The following is a 17,230-nucleotide window of genomic DNA, read 5'->3' on the forward strand; positions in this document are numbered from 1 at the left end:
ATATTACAGAAGACCCATGAAAAAAATCAGAAAAGCAGTCTTTCCCGTCGCCGGCCTGGGCAGCCGTTTTTTGCCTGCGACCAAGGCGCAGCCGAAAGAAATGTTGCCCATCGTCGATAAGCCGCTGATCCAGTATGCCGTGGAAGAAGCGGTGGCGGCAGGTATCACGGAAATGATCTTCATCACGGGGCGCAACAAGCGCGCCATCGAAGACCATTTCGATACGGCGTATGAGCTGGAGTCGGAGCTGGAAGCGGCCGGCAAGCGCCAGTTGCTCGACATGGTGCAAAACGTCATTCCCAAGCATATCAATTGCATTTACATCCGCCAGTCGGCACCGCTGGGCCTGGGGCATGCCGTGCTGTGCGCCCGTCCCGTGATCGGCGACGAGCCGTTTGCCGTCTTGCTGGCCGACGATTTCATGGATGTGGAAGAGGGGGTGCGCCCCGTGCTGGCGCAGATGACCGATGTCTTCCAGTATGAAAATTGCTCGCTGCTGGCCGTGCAGGACGTGCCGCGCGCGGAAACCAAGCAGTACGGTATTGTGTCGGCAAAGAATTATCAACCGGATCTGGAACTGGTCTCGGCCATCGTGGAAAAGCCGGCGCCCGAAGAGGCGCCATCGACCTTGGCCGTAGTGGGACGGTATGTGCTGACCAGCCGCATCTTCGGCCACCTGGAACACCTGGGCACGGGCGCGGGCGGCGAAATCCAGTTGACGGACGGTATCGCCGCCCTGATGCGCGAAGAGCGCGTGCTGGCCTACCGCTACCAGGGGCAGCGCTATGATTGCGGCTCCAAGCTTGGTTATCTGAAGGCAAGCACGGCGATGGGCATGAAACATGCGGAAACGGGCGCTGCCTTCCGTACTTATCTGCAAGAACTGCAATCGACACTGGACGCAAAATGACGGTACGCGAGATTCTGAAGATGGGCGATCCGCGCCTGCTGCGCATGGCCGAGCCCGTGCGTGACTTCGATACGCCCGAATTGCACGCCTTGATCGCCGACATGTTCGACACCATGCATGCAGCCAATGGCGCGGGCCTGGCGGCGCCGCAGATCGGCGTCAACCTGCAACTGGTGATCTACGGCTTCAAGCAGAATCTGCGCTACCCCGATGCGCCGCAAGTGCCGGAAACCGTGCTGATCAACCCTGTGCTGACACCTTTGTCGGAGCGCAAGGAAGAGGGTTTCGAGGGCTGCCTGTCCGTGCCTGGCCTGCGCGGCAGCGTGCCGCGCTGGAGCGAGCTGCACTATGAAGGCGTGGACCAGTTCGGCCAGCCCATCAGCCGCGACTGCGACGGCTTCCATGCCCGCGTGGTGCAGCATGAAGTGGACCACCTGCACGGCATTTTGTATCCGATGCGTATCGTTGATTTTACGCAATTCGGTTATACGGAAGTGATGTTTCCTGATTTGGATCCCAACGACGACGATTGATCGCTGCGTCACCTGGGGTCTGACCCGGCGGGTCAGACCCCAAATGTTGCCGGCGATAGCAGTGAACGAGTACAAAAAATGGCCGCGCAGCATCAGCTGGCGGCCATTTTTCATGCGTGAAGGGACGCTAGCGTACCTTGCGGCTGCTGCCCAGGTTGTCGAGCAGCATCTTCAACTCATCCTGCATGGCCTCCGTCAGGTTCAGGAAGCGGCAGCCGATCTGCACCTGCTCGCCCAGCAGGAAGGAGCGGAAGGTGCGCGACAGGCGGATCTCCAGGTCGGCGATCATGACCTTGTCCGGTCCCAGTTCCAGGCGCACGCGCGACAGCTTGCGCCCCACGTACAGGCCCACCGTGTCGCGCGGGTGGGCGCGCATGCCGATGCCGCCGGCCGAGAAATCGTACAGCTGCAATTCATACGGCCGGCCCTCGAGCACGAAGGCAGCCAGGTAGTACACGCCCAGCGGCGTTTCCAGGCGCGCCGATTCGCGCCGTTCCAGCACCAGGCAATGACTGGGGAAGTTGGTCAGGTAGACGTTGGGCCGCTCGGGATACGCTTCCCATTCGCCATTGATCGTAAATTGCAACTTGGCGCTTTGCACCCACGACACAAACGTGGCGCCCCCTTCGGGCAGGGTGGCGCCTTCATTGAGTTCCAGCACGAATTGCGGCAAGTCGTCATCGACGGACAGGATGCGCGCCATGATGACGTCTTCGCCGCCCGTCGGGTAGATGGAAATGGCGTCGCCGTTATCAGCCAGGCTGCACAGGGTTTCGCCGATATCCCACGGGTCGCTCATGTGGTGCGGCTTGGTGCCGGGCGCCATCGGCTCGGCCACGTCGGCCAGGCTGGGCGCGCCCTTGCGCAGGGGATTGGGGATGGGATCGTTCACGACAGCGTATCTCTTTTGTTCTAATGGGGAATAGTGTATAGGTTTAAGGCAATATTTACTAAGTAAATCACAATAATTGATTTTATATCACTATATTCCTGTTGCTTATATAGCCTGGCATGCCATGCAGCATGCCGCCTTGATGCCGTCGCTTAAAACTGTTCGTCCGCGCTCAGGTAGCGCCACTGGCCCGTCGGCAAGTCGCCCAGCTTGACCTTGCCGATGCGCACGCGTTTCAGGCCCAGCACTTTCAGGCCCACGGCTTCGCACATGCGGCGGATCTGGCGTTTCTTGCCTTCGCGCAGGGTAAAGCTCAGCTGGTCCTCATTTTGCCAGCGCACCTTGGCCGGCAGCAGCGGCTTGCCGTCAAGCCACAGGCCGTGGTTGAGCTTTTTCAGATCGCTGTCGGGCAGGGTGCCGCCCTTGGTGTAGCTGACGCGCACCAGGTATTCCTTGTCGATATCGGTATCGTGGCCGATCAGCTGCTTGGCCACGCGCCCGTCCTGCGTCAGGACCAGCAAGCCCACGGAATCGATGTCCAGGCGGCCGGCGGCCACCAGGCTGCGCAGCTGCGTGGGGTGGAACTGTTCCGGGCTGCGGTCTTCCGCCCAGCGGTTTTCCGCCTTGATCAGGGCCACGGCGGGCGTGTAGCCGTCTTCGGCCTGGCCGCTGACATAGCCGACGGGTTTGTTGATCAGCACGGTGACGCGCTTCGATTGCTCGGCGGCCGCCTGGCGTTCCACGGTGACGCGCTGGCTCGGGTAGACTTTGCTGCCCAGCTCGGACACCACCTTGCCATCCACGCGGACCCAGCCGCGCGCGATCCATTCATCGGCTTCGCGGCGCGAGCACAGGCCCAGTTCGGACATGCGTTTGGACAAGCGTAATAATTCTTCGGTCATGTTGTTTCAGTTTCAGTAAGGGTAGGCGCTGCGCGGAAAGCTTACACTTTCAGCGCATCGAGTAAATCGGTTTCCAGCAATATCTGGTTGCGGGCATTGTTGAGCGCGGGACCGTCGACGAGGAACACGTCTTCGACCCGCTCGCCCAGGGTCATGATCTTGGCCGTGTGCAGGTTGACGCGGTACTTGGTCAGCACATTGGCGATCGCATACAGCAGGCCCGTGCGGTCGTTGGCGGCCACCGACAGCAGGTAGTACTGGCCTTTTTCGTCGGGCCGCAAGTCCACCGTCGGCTGGAAGGGGAAGGTGCGCGACAGGCGCGACAGCCGTCCCTTGCCCGGCGGCGGCAGCGGCGTTTGCGACTGCAGCAGCTCGCCCAGTTCATGCTCGATCAGGCTGATGATGTCGCGGTAGCTCTTGGCGAAGTTCTGCTCCGTGACGAGGAAGGTGTCGAGCGCATAGCCGTTCTTGGTCGTGTGGATCTTCGCGTCGAGGATGCTGAAGTTCTTGCGGTCGAAATAGCTGCAGATGCGCGCAAACAGGTCGGGCTGGTCGGGAATGTACACAGCCACCTGCAAGCCTTCGCCGATGGGCGCCAGCCGGCATTTTACCACCGGCAACTTGCTGTCGAGCTTGTCGTACAGCGAGCGCGTCTGCCAGGCGATGTCGGAGGCGTCGTGGCGCAGGAAATACGCCACGTCCAGCTGCTGCCACAGCTTCAGGTGCGCGTCCGGCGGCAAGCCGTACAGGCGCAGGGTGGCCAGCGCTTCCTGCTGGCGGTTCTTCAGTTCGCGGTCGGCCGTGTGCGGCTCGCCGCCCAGCACGCGCAGGGTAATCTTGTACAGGTCTTCCAGCAGCTTGCCCTTCCAGGCATTCCACACCTTCGGGCTGGTGCCGCGGATGTCGGCCACCGTCAGCAGGTACAAACCCGTCAGGTGGCGCTCGTCCTTGACCACCTTGGCAAAGGCGGCGATGACGTCGGGATCGGACAGGTCCTGCTTCTGTGCCACCTGCGACATGGTCAGGTGATTTTCCACCAGGAAAGCCACCAGTTCCGTGTCCTCGGCGCACAAGCCGTGGTCCTGGCAGAACTGGGTGGCGTCGGCCACGCCCAGCTTGGAATGGTCGCCGCCGCGGCCCTTGGCGATGTCGTGGAACAGGGCCGCCACGTACAGCAGCCACGACTGCGAGAAATCGGCCATCAGCTGGCTGCAGAACGGGTATTCGTGCGCATGTTCGCTCATGGTGAAGCGGCGCATGTTGCGCACCACCATCAAAATATGCTGGTCGACCGTGTACACGTGGAACAGGTCGTGCTGCATCTGGCCCACGATGCGGCGGAAATTCGGCAGGTAGCGCCCCAGGATGCTCATCTCGTTCATGCGCCGCAGTGCGTGGATGATGCCGACCGGGGCTTGCATGATGCGCAGGAAGAGGGCGCGGTTGACGGGATCCTGGCGGAAGGCGGCGTCGATCTTGAAGCGCGCGTGCCACAGGGCCCGCGTGGCGCGCGAGGTCATGCCTTTCAGGGCGGGGCGCTCCGTCATCAGCACGAAGACTTCCAGCATGGCCGATGGGTATTGCTCAAACGTATCATCGGCGCTGATGTCGATCAGGCTGTTGACTTCATTGAAGCGTTCATTGATGGGCAGGGCCACGTCGTCCTGCGGAAACAGGCGCGCTTCGATGTTTTGCAGCAGAATGGTGTTGAGCTGGGTCACCGTCTTGGCGGCCCAGTAGTAGCGCTGCATGAGGAATTCGCTGGCGCGGCGCATGTGCGGCCCGCTGCCCGTGGCCTGCAAGCCCAGCGATTCGGCGATGGCCGTCTGCACGTCGAACACGAGGCGGTCTTCGCGCCGGCCCGCATGCAGGTGCAGGCGCACGCGGATATCCTTGAAGGCGCGCTCCTTTTCCATCAGCTGGCGCGCTTCCGTCAGGGTGATCAGGCCGCCCGTGGCCAGGGTGCGCCAGGAATTGGCCAGGCCGGCCGCCTTGGCCACCCACAGGATCACCTGCAGGTCGCGCAGGCCGCCCGGGCTTTCCTTGCAATTCGGTTCCAGGCTGAAGGCCGTGTCTTCGTATTTGGCGTGGCGCTGGCGCATTTCCGCCGTTTTCGCCTGGAAGAATGCCTGCGGATCCATGGCCGCGTCATAGCGCTGTTGCAGTTGCGCGAACAGCTCGGCATTGCCGCACACGAGGCGCGCTTCGAGCAAGCTCGTTTGCACGGTGATGTCGGCCTTCGATTCGACCAGGCATTCGTCCACCGTGCGGATGCTGTGGCCGATTTCCAGGCCCAGGTCCCACAGCAGCTGCACCAGTTCCTCGAGTTTTTCCTGCGTCGCCGCATCGGGCGCCTGCTGCAGCAGGATCAGCAGGTCGACATCGGAATAGGGGAACAGTTCTCCGCGGCCATAGCCGCCCACGCCCACGAGGGCGGTGCCGGGCGGCAAACCCGCCTCCTGCCATGCGCGCGCCAGCACGCCGTCGACGCTGTGGCGCAGGCTGCGCAACAGTTTTTCAGGCTTGCCGTCGGCCTGGAAGGCCCCGATGACGACCTGGCGGTCGGCTTTCAGTTGCTGTTTCAGCTGTTCCCGAACTTGCTTTTTCATCTGGGCCCTGGGTGGCGGTGCGTGCGGTGGAGTATCAGGCTTTGTTCAGGATCAGGGCAGGCGGTGGCGGCATGCCGGGCGAGACGGTCAGCACTTCATAGCCCGTTTCCGTCACCAGCACCGTGTGTTCCCATTGCGCCGACAGGCTGCGGTCCTTGGTTTTGATGGTCCAGCCATCGTTCATTTCGCGGATTTCGCGGCGGCCCGAATTGATCATCGGTTCCACGGTGAAAATCATGCCCGCTTCCAGGCGTTCCAGGGTGCCAGGCTTGCCGTAATGCAACACTTGCGGTTCTTCATGGAAGACCTTGCCGATGCCGTGGCCGCAGAATTCGCGCACCACGCTGTAGCCGGCTTTTTCCGCATGCTGCTGGATGGCGTGGCCGATATCGCCCAGGTGGGCACCGGGCTTGATCTGGTCTATGCCCAGCCACATGCATTCATAGGTGATTTCCGACAGGCGCTTGGCCAGGATGGTCGGCGTGCCGACGAGGAACATGCGGCTGTTGTCGCCGTGGTAGCCATCCTTGATGACGGTGATGTCGAGGTTGACGGAGTCGCCGCTTTTCAAGACCTTGTCACCGGGAATGCCGTGGCAGATGACGTCGTTGACGGAAGTGCAGATGGCCTTCGGGTACGGCGTGTAGCCGGGCGGGCAATAGTTCAGCGGGGCAGGGATGGTGCCCTGCACGTTGACCATGTATTCGTGGCACAGGCGGTCCAGTTCGCCAGTCGTGACCCCCACCTTGACGAAGGGGGTGATGTAGTCGAGTACTTCGGCGCCGAGCTTGCCGGCAACGCGCATGCCTTCGATGTCGGCGGCGGTATTGATACGGATGGTGGACATGGTGTAATTCGCAATCTGCAAGAATTCGGGTGAAAAGCACAGACGATTCCTGCGCGAGGGAGGAAAAGTCTGCAAATATGTCGAAATTATAAACGAGGCGCCCTGAATCTGCCGCCTCCTTCCTATGGGCGGGCCGGGTTTTGTGGGGTAAATAGCGATCGGCAAGCCGCGCCGCCACGCCTTGCACCAAGCTGGTGCAAGGGCTGTTTCTGCAGGGCAGGCGATTTGTCGCGCGGACTTGATGCGGCGGTCATTTCGGTGTAGAATCCCGGGTTGCTTGAATTCTCTTTTGAGCAATGCAGTAAAACAGTGTCTTTAATTTTATATAAACACGCGAATCCGGTCGACAAGGGTGCCTGTATGGTGACTGATCGGATTCCAGACCCAACCCTGGAGTTAATAATGTCCGTAACAATGCGCGAAATGCTGGAAGCCGGTGTCCACTTTGGTCACCAAACCCGTTTTTGGAATCCAAAAATGGCACCGTTCATCTTCGGCCATCGCAACAAGATCCACATCATCAACCTGGAAAAAACCATGGCGATGTACCAGGACGCAATGAAGCACGTGCGTCAGCTGGCTGCAAACCGTGGCACCATCCTGATGGTTGGCACCAAGCGTCAAGCTCGCGAAATCATCGCTGCTGAAGCACAACGCGCTGGCGTGCCTTTCGTTGATCAACGTTGGTTGGGCGGTATGCTGACCAACTTCAAAACGATCAAAACCTCGATCAAGCGCCTGAAGGACATGGAAGCGATGGTCGAAGACGGTTCGATCGAGAAGCTGTCGAAAAAAGAAGCGCTGATGTTCTCCCGCGAAATGATCAAGCTGCAAAAATCGATCGGCGGCATCAAGGACATGGGCGGCGTTCCTGACGCAATCTTCGTTGTGGACGTCGGCTACCACAAAGGTGCGATCACCGAAGCAGCTAAACTGGGTATTCCGGTCATCGGCGTTGTCGATACCAACCACTCCCCGGAAGGCGTGAACTTCGTGATCCCAGGTAACGATGACTCCTCGAAAGCCATCATGTTGTACGCTCGCGGTGTTGCTGACGCAATCATCGAAGGCCGTGCAGCTGCCGGTAACGAAGTTGTTGAAATGGTTAAAGCAGCCGCTGGCGACGAATTCGTCGAAGTAAACGAACAGGCTTAATGGCCAGGCTGTCGCAAGATAGCCGTTTGTAAGCACAGCAGTAAGGGAAAAGGGGTGGCAGCAGCTCCCCCTTTTTTTTAACAAAAAAAACGATAGTGACCGCTGGCGAGGCATGCATGCCCGGCCGCGACTATCGACTCACCGAATCAGGAGAAACACATGGCAGCGATTACAGCAGCGATGGTAGGCGAATTGCGCGGCAAAACCGACGCACCAATGATGGAATGCAAAAAAGCACTGACCGAAGCCGATGGCGACATGGCTCGTGCGGAAGAGATCCTGCGCGTCAAGCTGGGCGGCAAGGCATCGAAAGCATCGGCACGCATCACCGCTGAAGGCGTCGTGGCAACCTACATCGCCAATGGCGTAGGCGCCCTGGTCGAAGTGAACTCGGAAACCGACTTTGTTGCGAAAAACGACGATTTCCTGGCACTGGCCAACAACGCTGCCCGTCTGGTAGCAGAACACAACCCGGCTGACGTGGCTGCCCTGCTGGCCCTGCCACTCGATGGCAAGACCCTGGAAGACGTGCGCGCTGCCCTGATCGGCAAAATCGGCGAAAACATGACCATCCGCCGCTTCCAGCGTTTCGAAACCAGCGCCAAGCTGGCTTCGTACCTGCACGGTTCGCGCATTGGCGTGATCGTCGAATTCGACGGCGCCGATGAGCAAGTGGGCAAAGACGTGGCCATGCACATCGCTGCAATGAAGCCGGTTTCGTTGTCGTCCGAGCAAGTTCCTGCGGAACTGATCGAAAAAGAGCGTTCGGTTGCACAACTGAAAGCCGAAGAAGACGCAGCCAAAGCGGCCGCCGAAGGCAAGCCAGCGCAATCGCCGGAAATCCTGGCCAAGCGCCTGGAAGGTTCCGTACAGAAGTACCTGAAAGAAGTGTCCCTGCTGAACCAGGCTTTCGTGAAAAACGACAAGCTGTCGGTTGAGCAAATGCTGAAGGCGGCTAACACCAGCGTCAAAGGTTTCGCCATGTACGTAGTGGGCGAGGGCATCGAGAAGAAGCAAGACGACTTCGCAGCAGAAGTCGCAGCACAGATGGCTGCCTCCCAGGGAGCGTAAGTAAAGCGGGCCGAGAGGCCCGTTTTTTTGGCCCGCCCGCACCTGTCGTGCCGGGCGGCGGCATGGGCAGCCCCGCGCGCCTATCCGGCGCTGCAAGGCGCTGCGCCATGTCATACTCGAATAACCTCATTTATGGAGCCCCAGCTCATGTCAAAACCAGCCTACAAGCGCGTCCTCCTCAAGTTGTCCGGCGAAGCCCTGATGGGCGATGATCCCTACGGCATCAACCGCGCCACGATCGAGCGCATGGTGGCCGATGTGGCCGAGGTGGCGAAGTTGGGTGTGGAACTGGCAATCGTGATTGGCGGCGGCAATATCTTCCGCGGCGTCGCGCCTGGCGCGCAAGGCATGGACCGTGCCACCGCCGACTACATGGGCATGCTTGCCACCGTGATGAACGCACTGGCCCTGGCCGATGCCATGCGCCACGTGGGCATCACCGCGCGCGTCATGTCGGCCATCGGCATCGAACAAGTCGTCGAGCCGTACGTCCGTCCGAAAGCCCTGCAATACCTGGAAGAAGGTAAGGTTGTGGTTTTCGCCGCCGGCACGGGCAACCCGTTCTTCACCACCGACACGGCAGCTGCCCTGCGCGGTTCCGAGATCAGCGCCGAGATCGTCCTGAAGGCCACCAAGGTCGACGGCGTCTACACGGCCGATCCGAAGAAGGATCCGAACGCCACCCTGTTCAACACGATTACGTTCGACGACGCCATCGCCAAGCACCTGCAAGTGATGGATGCCACCGCATTCGCCCTGTGCCGCGACCAGAAACTGCCGATCAAGGTGTTTTCGATCACCAAGCCGGGCGCGCTGATGCGCGTCATCATGGGCGAGGATGAAGGCACGCTGGTCCACGTATAGAAATAAGGAGCACCGAGAAACCATCCATGGCTGCGTTGCAGCGCCTGATCCACGTTATGTACTATTCGTAGCGTCTTCGGTTCTGCGCCTTGCCCTGAACGGTTTTCGGCACTCCCGACTGCGCGGGTTTGTTGGCTGAATCCGGCAAAGTAGAATATTCATTGTTATCAAGATTGGAGAGCAGCATGTCCTTAGCTGACGTTAAAAAGAACGCCCAGGAACGTATGACGAAATCGCTGGAAACACTGCGGGCCGACCTGGCCAAAGTGCGTACCGGCCGCGCCCATACGGGTATCCTGGACCACGTGATGGTCGACTACTACGGCTCGCCGACGGCGCTGACCCAGGTGGCCAACGTGACCCTGATCGATGCGCGCACCATCGGTGTGCAGCCATACGAAAAGAAAATGGCTTCGACCGTCGAAAAAGCCATCCGCGACGCCGACCTGGGCTTGAACCCATCGGCACAGGGCGACCTGATCCGCGTCCCGACGCCGCCGCTGACGGAAGAGCGCCGCAAGGAAATGGTCAAGCTGGTCAAGAGCGAAGCGGAAGACGCGAAGATTGCCGTGCGTAACATTCGCCGCGATGCAAACGAGTCGCTGAAGAAACTGGTCAAGGAAAAAGCCTGCTCCGAGGACGATGAGCGCCGCTCGTCGGAGGAAGTGCAGAAACTGACGGACAAGTTTATCGCCGACATAGACAAGATGGTGGTCGACAAAGAAAAAGAAGTGCTGACGGTCTAGTTTTCAGTTCTTTTGACGCTGCCCGGGAAAGCATGGCTTTTCCGGGCAGTGCTATTTGGCGCATAATAGTTATCTTTTATTTTTGGTATTCGTGTTTTCATGATCTATTCGAGTTCGACAACGGCAGTACCCGAGGTGGGCACGGTGCCGCGCCATGTGGCAATCATTATGGATGGCAATGGTCGCTGGGCAACCAAGCGCTTCCTGCCCCGCGTGGCTGGCCACGTCAAGGGCGCCGACGCCGTGCGCGGCGTCGTCGAGACCTGTCTCGAGCGGGGCGTCGAGTACCTGACCCTGTTTGCCTTCAGCTCGGAAAACTGGCGCCGCCCGGAAGAAGAGGTGTCGATGCTGATGCGCCTGTTCGTCACCATGCTGGAACGCGAAGTGGTCAAGATGCATGCCAACGACATCCGCCTGAAAGTCGTGGGCGACCTGTCGCGCTTCAATGAGCAGCTGCAAACGCTGATCGCCAATGCGGAGCGCAAGACGGCGCGCAACACGCGCCTGACGGTGACCATCTGCGCCAACTACGGCGGCCGCTGGGACATCATGCAGGCAGTTAACAAAATGACGGCCGAGGCTGCCGCCAATGGCCAGCCCGCCACGCACGCATACACGGAAGAGCAATTGGCGCCGCACCTGGCCATGGCCTATGCGCCTGAGCCCGACCTGTTCATCCGCACGGGCGGGGAGCAGCGCATCTCCAATTTCCTGCTGTGGCAACTGGCGTACACTGAGTTGTTTTTCACCGAAACCTTCTGGCCCGACTTCAATGACGAGTGCCTCGACGCGGCAATCGCGTCTTACCAGCAGCGCGAACGGCGCTTTGGCCGTACCAGCGCGCAACTAACTGAAAAGACAAACTGATGCTGAAAACACGGATAATCACCGCCCTGGTCTTGTTGGCGGTCTTGCTGCCGGTTCTGTATCTGAATTATTTCCCCGCCTTCGCCGTGATCGCCACGGCGTTCTTCGGCGCCGCCGTCTGGGAAAGCTTCCGCATTTTCAAAAATCGCCAGGCGCTGCTGATTGCCGCCGTCTGGACTGCCGCCTTCGCGTATACGTTTTTTGTGGGTAACGGCATGGCGCAGCTCAATTTCTGGTTCGCCCTGTGCGTGGCCATCTGGCTGATCCGCTTCGTGCCCTCGCTGGCGACGGGCTTGCCGCCCACCGAAGGCCTGGGCAATACCTTGCTCAGCCTGGTCTACCCGGTCACCATCGTCGGCTGCTTCGTCGCCATCGTCGCCTTGTTCCTGCATAGCCCGCTGTACCTGCTGTCCGTGATGGCGCTCGTCTGGATCGCCGATATCGGCGCGTATTTCTCGGGCAAGGCTTTCGGCAAGCGCAAGCTGGCGCCAAGCATTTCTCCAGGGAAATCCTGGGAAGGCGCCATCGGCGGCGGCATCGCCGTGCTCGTCATTGCCGCCATCACCATCGTTGCCGCGCCATCGCTGCCGGTCCTGCAAGACACCTTCGCCGTGCAGCTGCAATTACGCCGCGGATGGCTGCTGGCCTTGCTGGTGCTGCTGCTGATCGTCGCCGCCAGCATCGTCGGCGACCTGTTCGAATCCCAATTGAAGCGCCGCGCCGGCATCAAGGACAGCAGCAACCTGCTGCCTGGCCATGGCGGCGTACTCGACCGTATCGATGCACTGATCCCGGTCTTGCCATTTGCCGCCCTCGTGGCCAGCTGGCTTTAAGGAAACTCATGCAATACATCACCATCCTTGGCGCCACCGGTTCGATCGGCGTGTCTACCCTGGACGTGCTCGCGCGTCATCCCGAGCAATACAGCGTGTATGCGCTGAGCGCGCATACCCGTGTGGCCGAACTGGCCGCCCAATGCCTGCAGTTCCGTCCCCAGCGCGCCGTCGTCGCCACGGCTGACGCCGCCCTTGAACTGACGCGCTTGCTGCGCGGGCAGGGCGTCGATACGCAAGTCGAGTATGGCGAGGCGGCCCTGTGCGCCATCGCCAGCGCGCCGCAAGTGACGGGCGTGATGGCGGCCATCGTCGGCGCGGCCGGCCTGGCGCCCACCCTGGCGGCGGCACGTGCCGGAAAGAAAGTATTGCTGGCCAACAAGGAAGCACTGGTGATGTCCGGCCAGCTGTTCATCGATGCCGTGCACGACAACGGCGCCGTGCTGCTGCCCATCGACAGCGAGCACAATGCGATCTTCCAATGCCTGCCGCACGCCCACGGCCGCGCGCCAGGCGCCGCCGGCGTGGCAAAGATCGTGCTGACGGCCTCCGGCGGCCCCTTCCTCACGCGCGACGTCAAGACGCTGGACAGGGTCACGCCGGACCAGGCCTGCAAGCATCCGACCTGGGCCATGGGACGCAAGATTTCCGTCGATTCGGCCACCATGATGAACAAGGGCCTGGAAGTGATCGAGGCGCACTGGCTGTTCGGCGCTCCGGCCGAGCAGATCGAGGTGCTGATCCATCCGCAAAGCGTGATCCACTCGATGGTGTCGTACATCGACGGTTCCGTGCTGGCCCAGCTGGGCAATCCCGACATGCGCACGCCCATCGCCCATGCGCTTGCGTATCCGCAGCGTATCGCTTCCGGCGTGGCGCAGCTGGACCTGGCCCAGGTGGCCACCTTGCAGTTCGAACGCCCCGATTTCCGCCGTTTTCCCTGCCTGGCGCTGGCGTTCGACGCCTTGCGCGCGGGCGGCACGGCGCCGGCCCTGCTCAACGCGGCCAATGAAGTGGCCGTGCAAGCCTTCCTCGACGAACAGATCGGCTTCCGCCAGATCGACCGCGTCATCGCGCATGTGATCGAGACGGTGCCGCATGGCGCCGCCTCCAGCATCGAGGCCGTGATGGAGCAGGACCGCCTGGCGCGTGCTGCCGCCCACGCGTATATCGCCCACAGGCTGGCTGCATGACGCTCATCACTACCTTGCTGGCCTTTATCGTCGCGCTCGGTTCGCTGATCACCTTGCACGAACTGGGCCACTATCTGGTGGCGCGCTGGTGCGGCGTGAAGGTGCTGCGCTTTTCGATCGGCATGGGAAAAGTGGTGTATTCGCGCAAGTTTGGCAAGGACCAGACGGAATGGGCGATTTCCGCGCTGCCGCTGGGCGGCTATGTCAGCATGCTCGACAGCCGCGCGCAAGACCTCAGCGACTTGCCGGAAAGCGAATTGCGCCGCGAATTCACGCGCCAGAGCGTGTGGCGCCGCATCGCCATCGTGGCGGCCGGCCCGCTGGCCAATTTCCTCGTCGCCATCGTGCTGTACGCGGGCCTGTTCATGCATGGCATCGAAGAACCGTCGAGCAAGCTGGGTCCTGTGGCCGAGCAGACGGCCGCCTATACGGCCGGCTTGCGCAGCGGCGATACGGTGGAAGCGGTGAATGGCAAGGCCGTGGCCAGCTGGTCCGAGCTGCGCTGGGAACTGATCCAGGCCGCCCTCGACAAGCAGCCGGCGCGCATCGAAGTGCGCCGTCCTGACCGTGGCCAGCAGGAAGCCACCTTGCCGACGGCCAGCCTGACGGAAACGGACCTGGAAGGCGACGTGCTGGGCAAGCTGGGCCTGACCCTGGCCCGTTCGGCGCCCACCCTGATGGAAATCATGCCCGGCGGCGCCGCCGCGCGCGCCGGCCTGCAGAAGGGCGACGAGTTGCTGGCCATCGACGAGCAGCCCGTGCACGACGTGGCGGCCGTCATCGCCACCCTGAGCCAGGCGCCGGGCCGGACCTTGCAATTGCAACTCTTGCGCCAGGGCCAGGACCTGACCTTGGCCATCACGCCGGAAGCCGTGCCGGGCGCAGGAGCAGAGGGAGCTGTAACAGTTGGTAAGATCCAGGCAAAGCTGGGACAGGTGCCGGATATGATCACCGTGGCCTCCGGACCGTTTTCCGCCGTGGGCAAGGCGTCCGCCAAGGTCTGGGATACCAGTGTCATGAGCCTGAAAATGCTGGGTAAAATGATCACCGGCCAGGTCTCGCTGAAGAATGTGACGGGTCCCATCACCATCGCCGATTACGCGGGCCAGACGGCGCGCATCGGCCTGGTGAGCTACCTGAGCTTCATCGCCTTCATCAGTATCAGTCTGGGCGTGATGAATTTGCTACCCATTCCTGTTCTGGATGGCGGGCATTTGCTGTATTATTCGCTGGAAGTTTTGACCGGACGCCCCTTGCCGGAGCGCGTAGGCGAGATTGCCCAGCGCCTGGGGATCGGTTTGTTGCTGACCTTGATGGTGCTTGCCGTCTTTAATGACGTGTTGCGATTGCTGAATTAGGGCCGTGGTTGATGCCATTGCGTGAGTCGCACAAGCAATCTTTTGTGTATGTTGTCCATTGATTTACCCATTGAATAACCCCAATGAAATTACATTCTGCTCGTTTTGCCCTGCCTTCCTTTCGTCGCAGCCTGATCGGCGCTGCCGTCATGGCCTTCTGTGCCGGCCACGCGCTGGCCGTCCAGCCATTCACTGTCAAGGATATCCGGGTCGAAGGGATCCAGCGTACTGAAGCGGGCACTGTTTTCAGCTACCTGCCGGTGCGCGTGGGCGAGACGTTTTCCGACGAGAAGAGTGTCGCCGCCATCAAAGCCCTGTATGCGACGGGTTTTTTCAAGGATGTGCGCCTGGAAGTCGACGGCGACGTGCTGGTGGTGCTGGTCGAGGAACGCCCGGCCATCGCTTCCGTGGAATTTACCGGCACCAAGGAATTTGAAAAGGACGTGCTGGTCAAGGCCCTGAAGGAAATCGGCGTCGGTGAAGCCAAGATTTTCGACAAGGCTTCCGTCGACCGCGCGGAACAGGAGCTCAAGCGCCAGTACCTGTCGCATGGCCTGTACGGCGTGAAGATCACCACCACCGTCACGCCGATCGAGCGCAACCGCGTCAACGTGGTGTTTGCCGTCGACGAGGGCGACGTGGCCCGCATCAAGCAGATCAACATCGTCGGCAACAAGGCCTTCAGCGACAAGGAATTGCGCGAACAGCTGGCCCTGAACACGGGCGGCTGGTTCAGCTGGTACACCAAGGCCGATCAGTATTCGAAGACCAAGCTGACGGGCGACATCGAGTCGCTCAAGTCTTACTACCTGGACCGCGGCTATATCGAGATGCAGGTCGACTCGACGCAAGTGTCGATCACGCCCGATAAAAAAGATATCTACCTGACCATCAATATCACCGAAGGCGAAAAGTACAAGATCGCCGGCACCAAGTTCGAAGGCGAGATGTTCGGCCGCGAAGAGGAGCTGCAAGCCCTGAACCTGATGCGCGAAGGCGAGATCTATTCGGGCGCGCGCCTGACGGCCACGAACAAGCGCATCCAGGACCGCCTGGCCACGTTCGGCTATGCCTTTGCCAACGTCAATGCCAATCCGGAAATCAACCGCGAAAAGCATGAAGTGGGCTTCACCTTCTTCATCGATCCGGGCAAGCGCGTGTACGTGCGCCACATGAATATCGCCGGCAACACCACCACGCGCGATGAAGTCATCCGCCGCGAATTCCGCCAGTTCGAATCGTCCTGGTATGACAGCAACAAGATCAAGCTGTCGCGCGACCGCGTCGACCGCCTGGGCTACTTCAAGGACGTGACCATCGACACGCCGGAAGCGCAGGGCACGACCGACCAGGTCGACGTCAACGTGACGGTGGTGGAAAAACCGACGGGTAACTTCCTGATCGGCGGCGCGTTCTCGCAGTCCGAGAAGTTCACCTTGTCGGCATCGATTTCGCAGGCCAACTTTGCCGGTAGCGGCAACACGGTGGGCATCGAGCTCAATACCAGCCATTACAGCCGTACGATTGCGTTTTCGCAAACCAATCCGTACTATACGGATGATGGCATTTCGCGCAGTTTTGAAGTCTACCTGCGTACGACGGAACCGCCGGCGCTGAACATCGGCAGCTACAAGATCAAGCAAACGGGTGGCCGCGTCAGCTTCGGCGTGCCGTTCTCGGAAGTCGACACGGTCTTCTTCGGCATCGGCGCCGAGCGCTCGCGCATCGAAACGGACATCACCAGCCCGATCCGCTTCAAGCAGTATGTGGTCGACAATGGCGGCCCGTCGGACGGTATCGGTTCGGCTACCACGAATTCCATCCCGCTGACGGCGGCATGGCAGCGCGACAGCCGCGACAGCGCCCTGACGCCGTCGATCGGCCGCTACCAGCGCGTCAATCTGGAGGCTGACCTGATCGGCGACCAGAAATACTTCCGTGCCATCTATGAGCACCAGTATTTCCGTCCGCTGTTCAGCAAGGTCACCCTGGCGCTGAAGGGCGAGATCGATTACGGCCACGGTATCGGCAATCACGTGTACCCCGTCTTCAAGAACTTCTACGGCGGCGGTATCGGTTCGGTCCGCGGCTACCTGAGTTCCTCGCTGGGCGCGGTCGAACCGAGCACCAACGATGCACTGGGCGGCGCTTCGCGCCTGATCGGTAACGCGGAACTGCAGATGCCATTCCCCGGTTCGGGCAATGACCGCAGCCTGCGCTGGTTCGGTTTCCTTGACGGCGGCCAGGTCTACCAGGAAGGCGAAAAAATGCGGATCTCGCAATTGCGCTATTCTGCTGGCTTGGGCATCAGCTGGATTTCACCGGTCGGCCCGCTCAAGCTGAGCTATGCCAAGCCGTTGAACGCCAAGCCGACGGACCGCCTGGAGCGCTTCCAGTTCCAGATGGGTACCGGTTTCTAACCGGCCATCTGAACGGGGGCGACAGCTTTT

Annotated in this window: 15 protein-coding genes; 11 read left to right on the forward strand and 4 right to left on the reverse strand. The window is 60.8% G+C overall.

Annotated elements, in window-relative coordinates:
• The first annotated feature begins 16 nt into the window (after positions 1-16).
• Entirely contained in the window at positions 17-910 is an 894-nt protein-coding gene (galU, locus tag GCN74_RS03190) for a UTP--glucose-1-phosphate uridylyltransferase GalU (RefSeq protein WP_152255324.1), read from the forward strand.
• Complete coding sequence (def, locus tag GCN74_RS03195) at positions 907-1,443, forward strand: peptide deformylase (protein ID WP_152255325.1); 537 nt, start codon at positions 907-909, stop codon at positions 1,441-1,443. Before galU ends, def begins: the two co-directional genes overlap by 4 nt.
• A gap of 127 nt (positions 1,444-1,570) precedes the next feature.
• Here the strand turns inward: def and GCN74_RS03200 are convergent, their stop codons facing one another.
• From GCN74_RS03200 to map, 4 genes are all read right to left on the reverse strand, one after another.
• Positions 1,571-2,335, reverse strand: coding sequence for a flagellar brake protein (locus GCN74_RS03200; protein WP_152255326.1), 765 nt, complete (start codon positions 2,333-2,335; stop codon positions 1,571-1,573).
• A gap of 152 nt (positions 2,336-2,487) precedes the next feature.
• The gene (locus GCN74_RS03205) at positions 2,488-3,237 is read right to left on the reverse strand and encodes a pseudouridine synthase (RefSeq protein WP_152255327.1); all 750 of its coding nucleotides are present in this window, start codon (positions 3,235-3,237) and stop codon (positions 2,488-2,490) included.
• 41 nt (positions 3,238-3,278) lie between these two features.
• Positions 3,279-5,846 carry a [protein-PII] uridylyltransferase gene (locus tag GCN74_RS03210; RefSeq protein ID WP_152255328.1) on the reverse strand — a complete coding sequence of 856 codons (2,568 nt, stop codon included), beginning with the start codon at positions 5,844-5,846 and terminating at the stop codon, positions 3,279-3,281.
• A 34-nt stretch (positions 5,847-5,880) separates the two neighbouring features.
• Positions 5,881-6,693 (reverse strand): type I methionyl aminopeptidase, encoded by an 813-nt coding sequence (gene map, locus GCN74_RS03215; protein WP_035826955.1) that lies wholly within the window; start codon positions 6,691-6,693, stop codon positions 5,881-5,883.
• 402 nt (positions 6,694-7,095) lie between these two features.
• Between map and rpsB the strand changes: the two genes are divergently transcribed.
• From rpsB to bamA, 9 genes are all read left to right on the forward strand, one after another.
• On the forward strand, positions 7,096-7,848 hold the full coding sequence (rpsB, locus tag GCN74_RS03220) for a 30S ribosomal protein S2 (protein ID WP_086145236.1): 753 nt from the start codon (positions 7,096-7,098) through the stop codon (positions 7,846-7,848).
• A 159-nt stretch (positions 7,849-8,007) separates the two neighbouring features.
• Positions 8,008-8,919: a translation elongation factor Ts gene (tsf, locus tag GCN74_RS03225; RefSeq protein WP_086145235.1), complete on the forward strand. Its 912-nt coding sequence runs from the start codon at positions 8,008-8,010 to the stop codon at positions 8,917-8,919.
• 147 nt (positions 8,920-9,066) lie between these two features.
• The gene (gene pyrH / locus GCN74_RS03230; protein WP_092715775.1) at positions 9,067-9,783 is read left to right on the forward strand and encodes a UMP kinase; all 717 of its coding nucleotides are present in this window, start codon (positions 9,067-9,069) and stop codon (positions 9,781-9,783) included.
• A 185-nt stretch (positions 9,784-9,968) separates the two neighbouring features.
• The gene (gene frr / locus GCN74_RS03235; protein ID WP_092802600.1) at positions 9,969-10,529 is read left to right on the forward strand and encodes a ribosome recycling factor; all 561 of its coding nucleotides are present in this window, start codon (positions 9,969-9,971) and stop codon (positions 10,527-10,529) included.
• Positions 10,530-10,628: 99 nt separating this feature from the next.
• Positions 10,629-11,396, forward strand: a complete 768-nt coding sequence (uppS, locus tag GCN74_RS03240; protein ID WP_152255329.1) for a polyprenyl diphosphate synthase — start codon at positions 10,629-10,631, stop codon at positions 11,394-11,396.
• Positions 11,396-12,229: a phosphatidate cytidylyltransferase gene (locus tag GCN74_RS03245; RefSeq protein ID WP_152255330.1), complete on the forward strand. Its 834-nt coding sequence runs from the start codon at positions 11,396-11,398 to the stop codon at positions 12,227-12,229. The genes uppS and GCN74_RS03245 overlap by 1 nt, the downstream gene beginning before the upstream one ends.
• An 8-nt stretch (positions 12,230-12,237) precedes the next feature.
• A complete protein-coding gene (gene ispC / locus GCN74_RS03250; RefSeq protein ID WP_152255331.1) occupies positions 12,238-13,422 on the forward strand; it encodes a 1-deoxy-D-xylulose-5-phosphate reductoisomerase in 1,185 nt (394 codons plus the stop codon).
• A complete protein-coding gene (gene rseP / locus GCN74_RS03255; RefSeq protein ID WP_152255332.1) occupies positions 13,419-14,780 on the forward strand; it encodes an RIP metalloprotease RseP in 1,362 nt (453 codons plus the stop codon). Before ispC ends, rseP begins: the two co-directional genes overlap by 4 nt.
• 83 nt (positions 14,781-14,863) lie before the next feature.
• Positions 14,864-17,200 (forward strand): outer membrane protein assembly factor BamA, encoded by a 2,337-nt coding sequence (gene bamA, locus GCN74_RS03260; protein WP_152255333.1) that lies wholly within the window; start codon positions 14,864-14,866, stop codon positions 17,198-17,200.
• Positions 17,201-17,230 lie beyond the last annotated feature (30 nt).

The organism is Janthinobacterium sp. FT14W (assembly GCF_009208755.1).
GTDB classification, from domain to species: Bacteria; Pseudomonadota; Gammaproteobacteria; order Burkholderiales; family Burkholderiaceae_D; genus Janthinobacterium; species Janthinobacterium violaceinigrum.